Source organism: Pseudomonas sp. P7758 (genome assembly GCF_013386485.1).
Taxonomy (GTDB): Bacteria; Pseudomonadota; Gammaproteobacteria; order Pseudomonadales; family Pseudomonadaceae; genus Aquipseudomonas.
The window spans coordinates 43,726-58,679 of the sequence record NZ_JACARS010000062.1; the positions used below are offsets into that span (position 1 = coordinate 43,726).

Consider the following 14,954-nt stretch of genomic DNA (forward strand, 5'->3'; position numbering starts at 1 on the left):
CCTTCACGCCTGGGCGAGACGGATCAATGCATCGACCGCCGTGGCGCCCCGGGCATTGACCAGCAATGGGTTTACATCGAGTTCCAGCAACTGCCCGGCGTTGGCGCAGGCATAGTCGGCCACCGCACGAATCGCCGCCACCAGGGCTTCCATGTCGGCCACTTCCCGTCCGCGAAAGCCTTGCAGCAATGCGGCGCTGCGCAGGCCGAGCAAGGCGTTGCGGATTGCGTCGTCGGTGGTGGGCAGCAGCAGGCTGCGGCTGTCCTTGAGCAACTCCACGAGGATTCCACCAGCGCCGATCACCAGCGCCAGGCCGAAGTCGTTTTCGCGCTTGATGCCGACAATCAGCTCGGCCAGCGGCGGCGTAGCCATGGACTCCAGCAGCAGCTGATCGAACGGCACATCCGGCGCATAAGCGGCGATTTGCTCGCGCATATGAGCCAGGGCAGCAGTCAAGGCGAAGCCGTCCTGCAGGTTGAGCGCCACGGCGCCAGCTTCGGTTTTATGCGGCAAGTCGGCACTGACGGCCTTGAGTACCAGCGGGTAACCCAGCACTTTGGCATCGGCTATGGCCCGCTCGGGAGTGCTCAAGACACCGGCTGGCGTGGTCAGGCCGAAAGCCCGTAAAGCCTGCTTGGAATCCCACTCATCAAGCGACTGTCCGTGTTCTTCAAGCGCTTGCGGGCACAGCGGCACCAGTATCGACTCACCCCGCGCCAACAACGCCCGGCGATTGTCTTGATAGGCGGCAATCCGGCCCCAGGCCGCCAGCGCATCTTCCACGCCTTGCAACGCGGCAACGCCCTGGGCATGCAGACGCTCGCGAGCGTGGGCCGGGAGCAATTCAGGAAATGCAGAGGTGACAAAGCCAGTCTTGCCGTGGCGAGTCAGCGCACTGCAAAACAGCTCCAGCAGCAGGTCGCACTCCTTGCGCTCACCGGTAAATTCCGCCGGGTAGTCGAGCACCAGCATTGCCGCATCCGCTTCGGTGCGCAGTGCCGTGTCGAGCATCGTATTAAGCGCGTCGCTGTTGCCCCAGATGGCCGTGGTGAAATCCAGCGGGTTGACCAGGTTGGCGTAGCTGGGCAGCACCTGCGCCAACTCTTCACGCTGGCCTTCGTCGAGCTTCGGCAGGCTCAAATCGTTGCGCTCGGCGTAGTCGGCAATCAACCCGGCATCACCACCGGAACAGGCCAGGGCGATCAGGCTGTTGCCCGCCGGCAGATTACCGCAGGCCGCCGCCTTCAGGGTCTCGACAAAACTCACCGGCCCGCTGACCCGGATCACACCCAGGCGCGCGAACAGACTGTCGTACAGCGCATCGGAACCCGACAACGAACTGGTATGACTCAAAGCCAACTCGGCGCCGATCTGTGACACCCCGGTTTTCAGGGCGATGATCGGAATGCCTTTCTCCAGGGCCTTGTGGGCCGCACGGGCGAACCCCGGCACATTCTTCAAGCCTTCCAGGTGCAAGCCAATCGCTGTAACGCGCGGCTCGTCGAGCAGCACGTCCATCAACTCGGCAACCCCCAGCTGCGCCTGGTTGCCCACCGACGCCATATAGGCCACCGGCAGCGAACGGTCGCTCATGGACAGGTTGTAGGCAAAGTTGCCGCTCTGGGTCAGCACCGCAACGCCCTTCTCGACCGGCTTGCCGCCATGGGCCACCGGCCACAACGCCGAGCTGTGCAGGTAATCCAGCAGGCCATAGCAATTGGGGCCCAGCAGTGCCATCTCGCCAGCGGCCTTGAGCAGTTGTTGCTGCAAGGCTTGGCCCTCGGCGCCGGTTTCGGCAAACCCGGAGGCGTAGCAGATGGCGCCACCGGTGCCAATGGCCGCCAGTTCGGCGACACAGGTCAGGGTCAGCTCGCGATTGGTAGCGATAAACACCGCGTCCGGACCGCACGGCAAATCGGCCACGCGACGCACGCAGGGAACGCCATCGAGGCTGTCATGTTGCGGGTTGACCAGCCACATCTGGCCGGCAAAACCACCCTCGGCGCAGCGCTTGAGGGCACGGGCCATGCTGCGCCCTCCGACAAACGCCAGGTGACGGGGCGCCAGCAGGCGCTTGAGATTGTCGCGAATAGCCTGGGACATAAGCGTTCTCCGACCCGATCAACGCAACAGTGGCCGCAACAGTTCGCGGGCAATAATGTGGCGCTGGATTTCCGAAGTGCCTTCCCAGATCCGCTCGATCCGCGCGTTGCGCCAGATGCGCTCCACCGGGCCTTCGTCCATCAAACCCATGCCGCCATAGATCTGCACTGCTTCATCGGCAACCTTGCCCAGTACTTCGCTGGCAAACAACTTGGCCATGCCGGCCTCGCCGTCGGTCATGGTGCCCTGGTCCATTTTCCAGGCGGTGTTCAGGGTCAGCAGTTCGGCCGCACGGATTTGCGTGGCCATGTCGGCGAGCTTGAACGAGATGCCTTGGTAGGTGCCGATGGGCTGGCCGAACTGCTTGCGGTCGGCCGCCCATTGCAGGGAAACGTCCAGCGCACGCTGGGCCTGGCCGACGCAGTTGGCAGCCACCATCACCCGGCCTGCGGTCAGCCAGGCATTGGCGACTTCCCAACCTTTGCCGACTTCGCCGAGGACTTTGGAGGCTGGTACGCGGCAGTCGTCGAAGAACATTTCATAAGTGTGGTAGCCGCGGTTGCTGACGCACTTGGGGCCCCGGCGAATGGTCATGCCCGGCGTGCCACGGTCCACCAGGAACGAGGTCACGGCATTGCGTTGGCGACCGTTGTGTTCGTAGGTGTCGGTAACGGCAAACACGATGGCGAAATCCGCGTGGCCGGCGTGGCTGATGAAGTGCTTGCTGCCATTGAGCACAAAGTCATCACCGCTGCGCACGGCGCGGGTCTTAATCGCATTGGCGTCGGAACCGGCACCCGGTTCGGTCAGGGCAAAGCAGTCGATCTTCTTGCCCTGCACGCACGGCAACAGGTACTCGCCAATCTGCGCGCCGGTGCAGGCCATGAGGATTTTCGACGGCCGGGCGACAAACACATGCAGCGCCCAGGAGACTTTCGACAACTCGCGCTCAATCAACGCCTGTGACAGGTAATCCAGGCCGCCACCGCCGACGTCTTCCGGCATGTTGAAGGCATAGAAACCGGCAGCGATGGCCTTGTCACGAATCTGCGCGGCAAGCTCCGGCGAAACTTCATCGGCGCGGTCCACCGCCTCCTCGTGGGGCAACAACTCCTTGGCAACAAAACTGCGTACCGCGTCCACCAACATGTCTTGTTCTTGGCTGGGCTGGAAATTCATGGCGCTACCTGTCGATCGTTCGAGGGTGTTTTGAAGGGGAATCAGTTGCCGGAGAAGTTCGGTGGGCGCTTTTCCATCGAGGCGCGCAGGGCTTCAGCACCGTCGGCGCTGCGTCCACACAGCAGGCCGGCGGCGAGTTCCGCCTGGAGCTGCTCGGGCAGGCTGCGCCCGGCGCCTTCGCGGATGAGGGTTTTGGTCTGGGCAAACGCAAAGGTCGGGCCGTTGGCCAGGCGCGTGGCCAGCTCGGCGACGTGGGTATGCAGTTGCTCGTCGGCAACGACTTCGCCCACCAGCCCGGCGGCCAGGGCGCGGTCGGCGCTCCACAATTCATCGAGGAACAGCAGGCGCTTGGCTTGCTCGCTGCCGATCAGGCGCGGCAGATGCCAGCTGGCGCCGGCGTCCGGCGAGTAGGCCATGCTGGTGTAGCCGGCCTTGAAGCGTGCCGATTGCGCGGCGACGCGCAGGTCGCAGCACAGGGTGAGGTCCATGCCGGCACCGACCGCCGTGCCGTTGATGGCGGCGAGGGTAGGTTTGTCGAGGGTGTGCAGGCGGGTCATCAGGGCGTGGGCGGTTTCGGTCCAGCCGTAGGTTTCGAGGGCGCCACGGGCTTCGGCATCGGCCCATTCGGCAAGGTCGGCACCGGCGCAGAAGCTGCGACCACTGCCGGTCAGTACCACCACGCGCACAGCCGGGTCGCGGTTGAAACCGTCCAGCAAGGCATGCAGGTGCTTGAGGGTCGGGATGTCCAGGGCATTGCGCTGGGGGCCGCGATTGAGGGTGATCCAGGCAACGCCTGCCTGCACCTGAGTGAGCACGGACGGATCTGTAGTCATGGAATCCTCGAATTATTTTAATTGGCTTGAGGGGTGCGACATGGGGCGATACTAAACGAGTGTTCAGTAAGGAGGCAATCGGGTAACTGCAAATATTTTTCGAGGGGAAAATGCCGGCCCGGACATTGCGTCCAGGCGGCGCGGAATCGTCAGTTCAGGGTTTGATCTGGAAGCGCTTGCGCCCGCCCGACTGCAAGCCATCGACCCAGGCTTCGCAGATCTGGATGCCCTGCTCCGGGGTGAAGGTGCCGGGATTGAGCCCCGATTCCAGCCACAAGCCGTCGAGCAAGGCGCTCAAGGCGATGGCCGCCAAATCGGCATCGAACTGCTTCCAGCCCTCCTCCCCGGCCATGTCCACCAAGGCCGAACGCATGATGGTGCGGTACTCGCCATAGGAGTGTTCGTGGGCCTGGTTGATCGCCGGGGCCGTCTTGACCGCCCCCCAGAACACCAGCCAGGCATCCAGCAGTTGCGGGTCGAGCAATTCGGGGGAGAACGAGCCGCGGAAGAACGCCGACAGCCGCTCCCGCGGGCTGGGCGGCGCCTTGGCCATCGCATCCCGCAGCAAGTCCATGACCTGCCGGGTGATTGACCGATAGGCCTCGGCCACCAGCTCATCCTTGCCCGAGTAGTGATGACTGATCAGCCCCACCGACACCCCGGCCTCGGCGCTGATCTTGCGGATCGACGCGCCCTGGAAGCCGTCGCGCTTGAGGCAGGCCAACGTCGCCTGCACCAGATTGGCCTTGCGCAACTCCGGTTCCATGCGGGAGAAACGGGATTCCTGGGTCATGAGGCGGTGTCCTTGGGTTGAGTCGGCTGGACGACTCTACCTCACTCCCGGAACCCCGGCGACACCCGATCCAGTAACCGCAGCAATGCCGCCCATGCCAGTTGCATGGCGTCCGGGTCTGCCAGTTCGCCCTCTTCCAGTGGCCGGCCTGGCTCATTGAACTGCCGCTCGGTGTATTCACACACGTGCGCAGGCGGCAGGATCAGCTTGCCGCACGCCTGGGCGGCGATCTGGATATCGCAGGCCTTCTCCAGGTAATACATGCGCAGGAACGCCTGGCTGACCGTCTCCCCTACCGTCAACAAACCATGGTTGCGCAGCATCAACACCGGCTTGTCGCCGAGGTCGCGCACCAGTCGCTGTTGCTCGTCCATGTCCAGCGCCACGCCTTCGTAGTCGTGGTAGGCGACCTTGCCGTAGAACTCCATGGAAATCTGGTTCACCGGCAACAGCCCGCATTCCAGGGCCGCCACCGCACAGCCGGCGCGGGTATGGGTGTGCAGCACGCACTGCGCATCTTCGCGGGCGCCGTGAATCGCGCTGTGAATCACAAACCCCGCCGGGTTGACACCATGGGCCGAAGCCTCGACCGCACGTCCGTCCAGGCCGATCTTCACCAGGCTGGAGGCGGTGATCTCCTCGAACATCAGCCCATAGGGGTTGATCAAAAAGTGATGCTCGGGCCCCGGGATACGCACCGAGATATGGGTGAAAATCAAATCGCTCATGCGAAAGTGCGCGATCAGCCGGTAGCAGGCGGCAAGCTCTTCGCGCAGCTGTCGTTCGGTGGCCCCAGGCATTTTTATTCTCCAGGCGGGTGGGTGATGTGGTTGACGCTAATCCAGTCGCCAGTAAAAAAACAAGTTGATTTTTTACTGAGGCTGACCTCCTATAGAAAAATAATAACAACAGCGCCTGGAGTATCCGCACCATGTCGCCCCATGCCTTTCCGCATCTTTTTGAACCGTTGGTACTGCGTGGCAAACGCCTGAAAAATCGCATCATGTCCAGCGGGCACGACACCTCGATGCCCACCGACAACCAGGTCAACGAGCAGTTGATCGCCTACCACCGGGCACGCGCCGAAGGCGGCGTGGGGTTGATTGTGTTGCAGGTGGCCGGGGTGCACGACAGCGCCCGCTACACCTCCCATGTGCTGATGGCCACCGATGACAGCTGCATCGACGGCTATCGCCGACTGGCCGAAACCTGCCACGCCCACGGCACCGTGGTGCTGTCGCAGATTTTCCATCCGGGGCGGGAAATCATGGAGTCGGCCGACGGTTTGCTGGCGGTGGCTTACTCGGCTTCCGGGGTGCCCAACGAACGCTTCCGGGTGATGCCGCGCGCCCTTGACCAGACAATGATCGACGAGATCGTCGCCGGCTACGGCGCTGCGGCAAGGCGCCTGTATCAGGCCGGGATTGACGGTGTGGAAGTGGTCGCCAGCCATGGTTACCTGCCCGCGCAATTTCTCAACCCGCGGGTGAATCGCCGCACCGACGGCTACAACGGCGAGCTGGAACAGCGCCTGCGTTTCCTGCGGGAAATCATCGCCACGGTGCGTGCCGAAACCGACGAGCACTTCATCATCGGGCTGCGCATTTCTGCCGATGAACGCGACCCCGAAGGCCTGACCGAAGAGGATTCCCTGGCCGCCGTGCAACAGCTGCAATCACACCTGGATTATGTGCACATCGTTGCCGGCACCTCGGCCTCCCTCGGCGGCGCGATCCATATCGTGCCGCCCATGGCGATTGCCCCGGCGTACCTGGCGGCAGAAGCGGCGACGTTCAAGACGCACCTGTCGATTCCGCTGTTCGTTACCGGGCGCATCAACCAGCCCCAGGAGGCCGAACTGATGCTGCAACGCGGCCAGGCCGATGTGTGCGGGATGACCCGCGCGCTGATCTGCGACCCGCGCATGCCGGTCAAGACCTCAAGCGGCCATGCCGAGGATGTACGCGCCTGCATCGCCTGCAATCAGGCGTGCATCGGCCACTTCCACAAAGGCCTGCCGATCTCCTGCATCCAGCATCCCGAGACCGGCCGCGAATTGCAGTTTGGCCAACTGCAAACGGCACTGCGACGCCAGCGGATCATGGTCGCCGGTGGCGGCCCGGCAGGGATGAAAGCGGCAGCGGTGGCGGCGCAGCGCGGACATGAGGTGACCTTGTATGAAGCCAGTGCCCAATTGGGCGGCCAGGTGCTTCTGGCGCAGTTACTGCCCCGGCGCAGCGAGTTCGGCGGGGCCAGTACCAACCTGCAGCGCGAGATGGAACTGGCCGGGGTCCGCGTGGTGCGCAACACCCGCGTCGACCGCGCATTGGTGGAACGCGAACAACCTGACCGGGTGATCATCGCCACCGGCGCCGAGCCCTACTGGCCGGCCTTCGAACGCGGCGGCGAGCTACAGGTGGTGGATGCCTGGCAAGTGCTGCGCGATGAGGTGCAACTGGGCCGTTCGGTGGTCGTGGTGGACTGGCGTTGCGACTGGATCGGCCCGGGCATTGCCGAGCGCCTCACCCGTGCCGGCCATCAGGTGCAACTGGCGGTGAACGGCACCCATTGCGGGGAAAACCTGCCGTTGTACGTGCGTGACCAACTGGCCGGCGAACTGCATCGGCTGGGCATTCCGATCATCCCTTACGCCCGTTTGTACGGCTGCGACGACACTACCGTCTACCTGCAACACACCGCCAGCGGCGAGCCGATGCTGCTGGAAAATATCGACACCCTGGTGTTGTGCCAGGGCCACCAGCCGGTGGACACTCTGGGCGCAGAACTGGAAGGCCTGGTGGCGTTCACGCGGATCGGCGATTGCCTGGCGCCGCGTACCGCCGAAGAGGCGATTTATGAAGGATTGAAAGTAGCGTGGGACATTTGAACGACCAACCGCCACAGCTGTTTCTCGGCACCCGCATCCGCGGCTTGCGCAAGGCCCGGGGCATGACGCTTACCGAATTGGCGCAGATGAGCGAATTGACGGCCGGTTATATCAGCCAACTGGAACGCAACCTCGCCTACCCGTCGATCCCGGCCTTGTTCAACATCGCCCGCAGCCTGGGGGTGACGATCCAGTGGTTTTTTGCCAGCGAAACCACGCCGGCAGCGGAGGATGAAGGTTTTGTGGTGCGCAGGAACAATCGCCAGAGCATTCACTATGAGGACGGGATCGTCGACCAGTTGCTGACGCCCCTGCCCAATCATCAATTGGAGATGCTGCACTCGCGCTTTCCACCGGGCACCTATAGCCAGCAGAGCTATAGCCATGAGGGTGAAGAGGCGGGTTATGTGTTGAGCGGAACGTTTGAGTTATGGGTGGGCGAGCGGCATTTTCAGCTGGCTGAAGGCGACAGTTTCAGCTTCCCCAGCAGTGAGCCCCATCGGTATGGCAACCCCGGAAAGGTGGATGCGGTGGTGATCTGGGTGATTACGCCGCCGACGTTTTAGACCGTTGGGGCAACTAAGGACGTTTCCTACGATACGCGGGGAGTTCTGGATGGGGGCCATCAGTAGTCGGTAAAAACGGCTCTTGCTATAAAACCGACTACTTTTTTATGAGGGTGCCGGTCATGTTTGAGTCGTTTGCGTGGTTCAAGAAACCCACTGAGGAAGATCTGGAAAATATCAGGGCTATCAAGCGGTACAAAACCATGAGGATAGTGGGTGAGTGGGGTATTTCTGTCGACCCGGCGGAAATCGCCAACTCACCCGAGTTCAAGGAACACAAGCGCAAGATACGTGAACTGATATTCAAATAACCCATGGGGCTACTACTGATACTGCCGTTACTGGTGAGTGGCTATTTGGTGTGTTTGAAACACCCCGGCCATTACTGCCGCCTCCACCGCTTTGAGGGCCAGTTACTCTATCTACAGGTCGCAAGATTAGGCTGGACCTGCCTCGTACTGTCGTTCGTACTGACCACTTTGATTCTTTGCCTGTCCAAACAGCCGCTGCAACTGGCTGGCCAGACAATCCCCATTGATTACAGTGCTTATCTGGGCAAGCTGCTGATAGAGCTGGATATTGCCACCGAGAGAAATCATGGCCTCTGGGTATTTTTGCTCCAGGTCGGCCTGACAGCCATGATCATTCCCTACTGCTGGGCGCGATTATTTGTGCGTTGGCGTCGACGAAGACTGCAACTTGCTTCAGAGGAGGAACTGAACCAGCAATTGATGCTCGAGCTTCTAACGGGGCGCCCCCTCAGGACCCTACTCAGGGAATCCATTGCGCGCGGCTCTCAATGCATGTTCACGCTGAACGATCGGAATGTTTATGTGGGCGTTGTTTCATCCATCTGCGAGCCGAATGAGTCCGAAGGTATAGATCACGCCTTCAGTCTGATTCCGACCTGCAGCGGCTATCGCGACAAGGACACCTTGGAAATCATCCTCGATACTGAATACCCGGATGCGTCAGACGCTATTTCCATCATGCTGCTCCAGGAAGCGGTGGTATCAGCCACCCGCTTTGACCCTGCGACGTGGATGTCTTTCCAATCCCGCATACGGGCGAAACCCCAGCCTATCCGGAGCTATCGTCGTGAGTCGGCACGCAGGAAAAAGACGCCAGGTGCCTGCGCCTGAGGTCCTCCCGCCAAACAGTAAACCTTCCAGCCATTCCCACATCTACCCGCCGGTTTCAGTGCACACAAAAACGCAACACTGAACTGCACCGATTGTGATGGCCGCTTCACACCGGGGTTTATATAGTCGTTCCTACTGCAACCCGCCATGAGCCAGCCGGCCCATCACAAGGAAGCGTTCGATGACTGACCTGCATACCCTTACGGCCGCCGAACTGCTGGCGCAATTTGCCAGCCGGCAACTCGCGCCCATCGACTACTACGACCAGCTCCTGGCCCACATCGACCGCTGGGAGCCGCAGATCAACGCGCTCTATGCCTTCGACCCGCAACAGGTGCGTCAGCAGGCCCAGGCCTCCACCGAGCGCTGGAACAAGGGCCAACCCAACGGCGCCCTTGATGGCGTACCGGTGACTCTCAAGGAATTGATCGCCACCGAAGGCGTGCCCATTCCCCTCGGCAGCGCGGCTACCCGCCTGACCCCGGCCCTCAGGGACGCACCGCCCGCAGCCCGCATGCGTGAAGCGGGCGCGATAATCCTGGCCAAGACCACCAACCCGGACTTCGGCATGCTGTCTTCCGGCCTGTCGAGCTTCCACGGCATCACCCGCAACCCGTGGAACACCGCCAACAACACCGGCGGTTCCAGCTCCGGTGCCGCCGCAGCGGCCGCCGCCGGTTACGGCCCGCTGCACGTGGGCACCGACATCGGTGGCTCGGTGCGCCTGCCCGCCGCCTGGTGCGGCCTGGTGGGATTCAAGCCGACCCTGGGCCGCATCCCCATCGACCCGTACTACACCGGCCGCGCCGCCGGGCCCATGACCCGCACCGTCGACGACTGCGTGCTGTTGATGCAACACCTGGCCCGCCCCGATGCCCGCGATGCCACCAGCCTTCCGCCGCTCACCACCCAGTGGAGTAACCAGCCGCTGTCGGTCAGGGGCCTGCGCGTCGGCCTGATGCTTGAACCCGGCGCAGGCATGCAGCCTGAAGGCTTCGTGTGTGAAGCCGTGGAGCAAGCCGCGCGGCTGTTCGAAGCCCACGGCGCCAAGGTCACGCTGATCCCGCCAATCATGGACCGCGCACAACTCGATGGCCTCGACCATTTCTGGCGCGCCCGCCAGTGGGGCGATTTGTCGGCCCTGAGCAGCGAGCAGTTCGACAAGGTCTTGCCGTACATCCGCGACTGGGCCGCGCCGGGCGCCGAGATCAGCGGCGTACAAGCCGTAAAGGGTTTCAACCAGACCTTTGAAATGCGCCGCCGCGCCGCGCAGGTGTTCACCGAACTCGACCTGGTGCTGTCCCCCACCAACCAGGTCAATGCGTTCCCGGCCGAGTGGCCATCACCGAGCAACAACCCGCAACTGCCGTTCGAACACATCGTGTTCACGGTGCCGTGGAACATGGGCGAGCAACCGGCGTTGTCGATCAACTGCGGTTTCGCCGCCGATGGCATGCCCATCGGCCTGCAGATGATCGCCCCGCGTTTTGCCGATCAATGGCTGCTGCAAATCGCTAAAACCTACGAGAGCTGGCGTGGCGCAATCCACCACTGGCCGAATCCTTCCTGACTTTTGACGCTGTAAGAACTGCCCACCCACACGCCAGCTCCGGGCCCTCTTGGCCTGGAGCTCGGACGACCTATAACTAAAATCGAGGGGCTGGTATGCACACTGAGCAATTGACACGATCCGATCCTGATCACGCACCCGAAACACCGTCCCCGGACGCCGGCAAAAAGAGCATCTTCGCCGTGGTCCTGGGCAACGCCGTGGAGTTTTTCGACTTTGGTGTGTACGCAACCTTTGCGGTGATGATCGGCCACACGTTCTTCCCGTCCGACAGCGCTTTCGTCAGCCTGATGCTGTCGGTCACGGCGTTCGGTATCGGCTTTATCGTCCGGCCCCTGGGCGCAGTACTGATCGGCGCCTACGCCGACCGCGTCGGGCGCAAACCGGCGATGCTGTTGACCCTGGTGATGATGGCCGTGGGCACCGGCAGCATCGCGATATTGCCCGGTTACGATACCATCGGTATCGCGGCGCCGATCCTGCTGGTGCTCACCCGCATGATCCAGGGCCTGGCCTGGGGCGGTGAAGCCGGCCCCGCCACCACCTACATCCTCGAAGCGGCGCCACCCCACAAACGCGGGACCTACGCCTGCTGGCAAGTAGTCGCCCAGGGCGTCGCAGCCATGGTGGCCGGGCTGGTAGGGTTCACCCTGACCAAGGTCATGTCCCCGGAAGACCTCAACAGCTGGGGCTGGCGCGTGCCGTTCGTGTTCGGCCTGCTGGTGTTGCCGATCGGCATCTACATCCGCCGCAACCTCGCCGAAACCTTCCACGGCCACGGCGAGCAGACCAGCACCGGCGACCTGGTACGGGAAGTCTGCGGCAAGCACCGGCGCGCACTGGTGCTGGGGTTGCTGATCCTTTCCGGCAGCACCATCACCCAGTACTTCCTCAACTACATGACCACCTTCGCCCTCACCGAACTGAAGCTGCCCACCAGCATCTCGATGCTCTCGACCCTGGTGGCCGGCGCAGCGATGGCCGTGTGCGCGGTGGCCGGCGGCATGCTCTGCGACCGCTTCGGGCGCCGTACGATCCTGATGACACCGCGGGTGGTGTTGCTGTTGATTTTGTTCCCGGCCCTGCAACTGATGACCGAGCACCCAAGCCCGGCGACCTTCCTGCTGACCCTGGCGGTACTCTCGGGCCTGCACGGCATGAGTGGCGCGGCGCTGATCGTGTTGCTGGTGGAAAGCTTCCCGAAATCCGTGCGCTCCACCGGTTTCTCCATCGTCTACGCCTTCGGTGTGGCAGCGTTCGGCGGCACCGCGCAGATCATCATCACCTGGCTGATCGGCACCACAGGCGACCCGATGTCGCCGGTCTGGTACCTGCTGATCGCCAACCTGGTGTGCCTCACCGCCGCCTGGTTCGCCAAGGAAACCCGTCCGCCGCTGCCCGGCAGCCCGGCCCGCGAAACCCGGCTCGCAGAAGCTTCGGTTCGCTGAATACCTTTTCCCACTGTCCCGCGTCTTTTCGCCACCGACCGGCAGCACCTGAAGGCCTGCCGGGACGGTCGCCTTACGTCTGATTTGTATGGGGATTTACCATGTATCCACGTCTTTTGCTGGCCGTCACCCTGGCGTCCAGCACCCAGGCTTTCGCCCAGGAAAACGCCCAGGCCAGCGCACCGGGCTTCCTCGAAGGCAGCACCCTGGACCTGAACCTGCGTCACTACTATTCCAACCAGCACACCAAACGCACCACCCACTTGAGCATCAAGAAAGCCGGCGGCGTCGAGCCCACGCGTGTACGGGAAACCTGGGTGCAGACCAGCATGCTCAAGTACAGCTCCGGCTACACCCAGGGCCTGATTGGCGTGGGTGTGGACGCGGGGATCTTCAGCGCGGTCAACCTGGAACGCGGCCACGGCAAAGTGGCCAATGGCGGCGACCGGGTGCTGGTGGACGGCGACGGCGATGCGATTCCCACCTGGAGCCGGCTGGGGGTGGGCGACGTGCGTTTTCGCCTGTCCAGCACCGAGATCAAGGCTGGTCGGCTGATGACCGACAATCCGATCCTGCGTTACAAGGACAACCGCGCCCTGCCCTCCAGCTTCCAGGGCGTGGGCTTGTTCAGCAACGAATTCGACTGGCTGTCGGTGCAGGGCGGCAGCTTCGAGCGGGCGATTCCGCGCACCGGCACCGGTGCCGAAAAGCTCACCACCACCTTCGGCAACCGCGCCTACAGCGGCGCACGCATCAGCTACCTGGGAGCCACGGTAAAACCGGGTTACGGGCTGGAAGCCAGCGTCTACGCGTCGCGTTTCGAAGACATGTGGGACCAGACCTACGTCGGCCTGACCCACCGCATCGGTGACAAAAGCGACATCGCCTTGAAGACCGCCTTCAACTACTACCACACCAGCGACTCGGGCGACAAAAACCTCGGCTACATCGACAACAACGCCGCCAGCCTGGCCTTCACCGCCACGCACCTGGCCCACAGCCTGACCCTGGCCTGGCAGCAGGTATTCGGCAACGAATACTTCGACTACGTGTGGGAGTCCACCGGCAACTACATGGCGAACTCGCTGTACTCGGACTACAACGGCCCCAACGAAAAGTCCTGGCAGTTGCGCTACGACCTGGACTTCGCCGCCTACGGTGTGCCCGGCCTCACCGCCAGCCTGTGGCACGCCAAGGGTTGGGACATCGACGGCACCCATTACGATGGCGACCGCAACGGCCACAACACCGGCTACAACGTGCGCAGCCTGGATGGCGCCAAGCACAACGAAAACGGCTTGATGCTGGCCTATGTGATTCAGTCCGGAACACTCAAGAACACCGTACTGCGCACCATCGTCTACAACCATCGCGCCAGCGGCGGGCAGATTGACGGCAGCTACGATGAGTTCCGCCTCGTCGCCAATGTGCCGATCAACATCTTCTGAGGCTCAGGCTCAGGCTCAGTTCAGCGAACAACGCTGCATCGCCCCCGCCAGCATTTCCTGGCACTTGAGCACCGCCACCGAGCGAGGGCGGTTGCGGTACACGCAGAGGTCGATGCGGATGCGGCCGAGGTCTTCATCGGCGATCGGCACGGCAACCAGGCCGTCGCCCAGGTCCCGCACGTCTGCCTCGACCTGGGGCAAAATCAGCACCGCTGCCCGTTGCCGGGCCAGGCTCTTCTGCACTTCCAGGGAGCTGGTGGTGAACACCGGTTCGAGGGTGACGCCGCGTTTTTTTGCCGCCACTTCCAGGGCCTGGCGCACGCCGTAGGCCGAGTCGGGAATCGCCAGGGGCTGGCCTTGCAGTTCGCTCAATTCGATGCTGTCGCGCTGGGCAAAGGGGTGTTCGGCGCTGACCAGCACCCGGTGCCATAACTGGCAGTGGGCGGTGACTTCGACGTCGGCGCGCTCTTGCAGGTAGAACGCCAGGCCCAGGTCCGCCTCGCCGCTGCACAGGGCGTCGAGGGTGGCCGAGGCGCTGGCGATCACGATGTTGAAGGTGACCTTGGGGTGGGCGCGGTAGAAGGTGGCGAGCACCGGGGCGAGCACGGTGGAAACGATACTTTCTGACACATGGATGCTGATGTTACCGGCCACCTGGCTTTGGCGGCTGGCGATGACTTCGCGTACCTGGTCGAGGCCGCGCAGGGTTGAGGTGACTTGTTCGGCCAGGCATTCGCCCTCGGCGGTGAGGCGGATGCCGCGGGGGCCGCGCTCAATCAGGGCGGCGCCGAAGAAGTGTTCCAGGTGTTCGATCTGGCGGCTGACGGCGGTGGGGGTGACGTAAAGACGTTCGGCGGCCTTACGCAGGGAGGCGCAGCGGGCGACCTCGTGGAAATATCGCAAGGCGCGTAGTTGCATGGGGGGTGCTCCTTTTTTGGGGGGTTGGATTGGGGGGACGCAATTACTGCGCCATGCGGGTGTACAT

At 62.9% G+C, this 14,954-nt stretch carries 13 protein-coding genes; 7 read left to right on the plus strand and 6 right to left on the minus strand.

Going from position 1 to position 14,954, the window contains the following annotated elements; translation table 11 throughout:
* Window positions 1-3 precede the first annotated feature (3 nt).
* From HX873_RS13795 to HX873_RS13815, 5 genes are all read right to left on the minus strand, one after another.
* Entirely contained in the window at window positions 4-2,103 is a 2,100-nt protein-coding gene (locus tag HX873_RS13795; protein ID WP_177122802.1) for an acetate--CoA ligase family protein, read from the minus strand.
* 18 nt (window positions 2,104-2,121) lie between these two features.
* The gene (locus HX873_RS13800; RefSeq protein ID WP_008436052.1) at window positions 2,122-3,282 is read right to left on the minus strand and encodes an acyl-CoA dehydrogenase family protein; all 1,161 of its coding nucleotides are present in this window, start codon (window positions 3,280-3,282) and stop codon (window positions 2,122-2,124) included.
* Between the two features lie 41 nt (window positions 3,283-3,323).
* Window positions 3,324-4,115 (minus strand): enoyl-CoA hydratase/isomerase family protein, encoded by a 792-nt coding sequence (locus HX873_RS13805; RefSeq protein ID WP_023658721.1) that lies wholly within the window; start codon window positions 4,113-4,115, stop codon window positions 3,324-3,326.
* A 154-nt stretch (window positions 4,116-4,269) separates the two neighbouring features.
* Window positions 4,270-4,908 (minus strand): TetR family transcriptional regulator C-terminal domain-containing protein, encoded by a 639-nt coding sequence (locus HX873_RS13810; RefSeq protein ID WP_003208961.1) that lies wholly within the window; start codon window positions 4,906-4,908, stop codon window positions 4,270-4,272.
* 41 nt (window positions 4,909-4,949) lie between these two features.
* Window positions 4,950-5,708: a class II aldolase/adducin family protein gene (locus HX873_RS13815; RefSeq protein WP_177022036.1), complete on the minus strand. Its 759-nt coding sequence runs from the start codon at window positions 5,706-5,708 to the stop codon at window positions 4,950-4,952.
* Window positions 5,709-5,839: 131 nt separating this feature from the next.
* Between HX873_RS13815 and HX873_RS13820 the strand changes: the two genes are divergently transcribed.
* The 7 genes from HX873_RS13820 to HX873_RS13850 all read left to right on the plus strand — a co-directional run bounded on the left by HX873_RS13820 (window position 5,840) and on the right by HX873_RS13850 (window position 13,969).
* Complete coding sequence (locus HX873_RS13820) at window positions 5,840-7,795, plus strand: FAD-dependent oxidoreductase (protein ID WP_177122803.1); 1,956 nt, start codon at window positions 5,840-5,842, stop codon at window positions 7,793-7,795.
* A complete protein-coding gene (locus HX873_RS13825) occupies window positions 7,771-8,361 on the plus strand; it encodes a helix-turn-helix domain-containing protein (RefSeq protein WP_173406084.1) in 591 nt (196 codons plus the stop codon). The genes HX873_RS13820 and HX873_RS13825 overlap by 25 nt, the downstream gene beginning before the upstream one ends.
* Before the next feature lie 122 nt (window positions 8,362-8,483).
* Window positions 8,484-8,672, plus strand: coding sequence for a hypothetical protein (locus tag HX873_RS13830; RefSeq protein ID WP_003208968.1), 189 nt, complete (start codon window positions 8,484-8,486; stop codon window positions 8,670-8,672).
* Between the two features lie 3 nt (window positions 8,673-8,675).
* Window positions 8,676-9,503, plus strand: a complete 828-nt coding sequence (locus HX873_RS13835) for a hypothetical protein (protein WP_087694888.1) — start codon at window positions 8,676-8,678, stop codon at window positions 9,501-9,503.
* Window positions 9,504-9,684: 181 nt separating this feature from the next.
* The gene (locus HX873_RS13840) at window positions 9,685-11,073 is read left to right on the plus strand and encodes an amidase (RefSeq protein WP_008436038.1); all 1,389 of its coding nucleotides are present in this window, start codon (window positions 9,685-9,687) and stop codon (window positions 11,071-11,073) included.
* Between the two features lie 95 nt (window positions 11,074-11,168).
* Entirely contained in the window at window positions 11,169-12,521 is a 1,353-nt protein-coding gene (locus HX873_RS13845; protein ID WP_256349632.1) for a citrate-proton symporter, read from the plus strand.
* 101 nt (window positions 12,522-12,622) lie between these two features.
* Window positions 12,623-13,969, plus strand: a complete 1,347-nt coding sequence (locus HX873_RS13850) for an OprD family outer membrane porin (RefSeq protein ID WP_008436036.1) — start codon at window positions 12,623-12,625, stop codon at window positions 13,967-13,969.
* A 15-nt stretch (window positions 13,970-13,984) separates the two neighbouring features.
* Here HX873_RS13850 and HX873_RS13855 read toward each other — a convergent pair whose 3' ends face one another.
* Window positions 13,985-14,887, minus strand: a complete 903-nt coding sequence (locus HX873_RS13855) for a LysR family transcriptional regulator (protein ID WP_003208975.1) — start codon at window positions 14,885-14,887, stop codon at window positions 13,985-13,987.
* Between the last annotated feature and the right edge of the window lie 67 nt (window positions 14,888-14,954).

Excerpts from the sequence above, each read along its gene's own strand:
- HX873_RS13795 (WP_177122802.1), bottom strand. The coding sequence starts at position 2,103 with ATGTCCCAGGCTATTCGCGACAATCTCAAGCGCCTGCTGGCGCCCCGT.
- HX873_RS13800 (WP_008436052.1), bottom strand. The coding sequence starts at position 3,282 with ATGAATTTCCAGCCCAGCCAAGAACAAGACATGTTGGTGGACGCGGTA.
- HX873_RS13805 (WP_023658721.1), bottom strand. The coding sequence starts at position 4,115 with ATGACTACAGATCCGTCCGTGCTCACTCAGGTGCAGGCAGGCGTTGCC.
- HX873_RS13810 (WP_003208961.1), bottom strand. The coding sequence starts at position 4,908 with ATGACCCAGGAATCCCGTTTCTCCCGCATGGAACCGGAGTTGCGCAAG.
- HX873_RS13815 (WP_177022036.1), bottom strand. The coding sequence starts at position 5,708 with ATGCCTGGGGCCACCGAACGACAGCTGCGCGAAGAGCTTGCCGCCTGC.
- HX873_RS13820 (WP_177122803.1), top strand. The coding sequence starts at position 5,840 with ATGTCGCCCCATGCCTTTCCGCATCTTTTTGAACCGTTGGTACTGCGT.
- HX873_RS13830 (WP_003208968.1), top strand. The coding sequence starts at position 8,484 with ATGTTTGAGTCGTTTGCGTGGTTCAAGAAACCCACTGAGGAAGATCTG.
- HX873_RS13835 (WP_087694888.1), top strand. The coding sequence starts at position 8,676 with ATGGGGCTACTACTGATACTGCCGTTACTGGTGAGTGGCTATTTGGTG.
- HX873_RS13840 (WP_008436038.1), top strand. The coding sequence starts at position 9,685 with ATGACTGACCTGCATACCCTTACGGCCGCCGAACTGCTGGCGCAATTT.
- HX873_RS13845 (WP_256349632.1), top strand. The coding sequence starts at position 11,169 with ATGCACACTGAGCAATTGACACGATCCGATCCTGATCACGCACCCGAA.
- HX873_RS13850 (WP_008436036.1), top strand. The coding sequence starts at position 12,623 with ATGTATCCACGTCTTTTGCTGGCCGTCACCCTGGCGTCCAGCACCCAG.
- HX873_RS13855 (WP_003208975.1), bottom strand. The coding sequence starts at position 14,887 with ATGCAACTACGCGCCTTGCGATATTTCCACGAGGTCGCCCGCTGCGCC.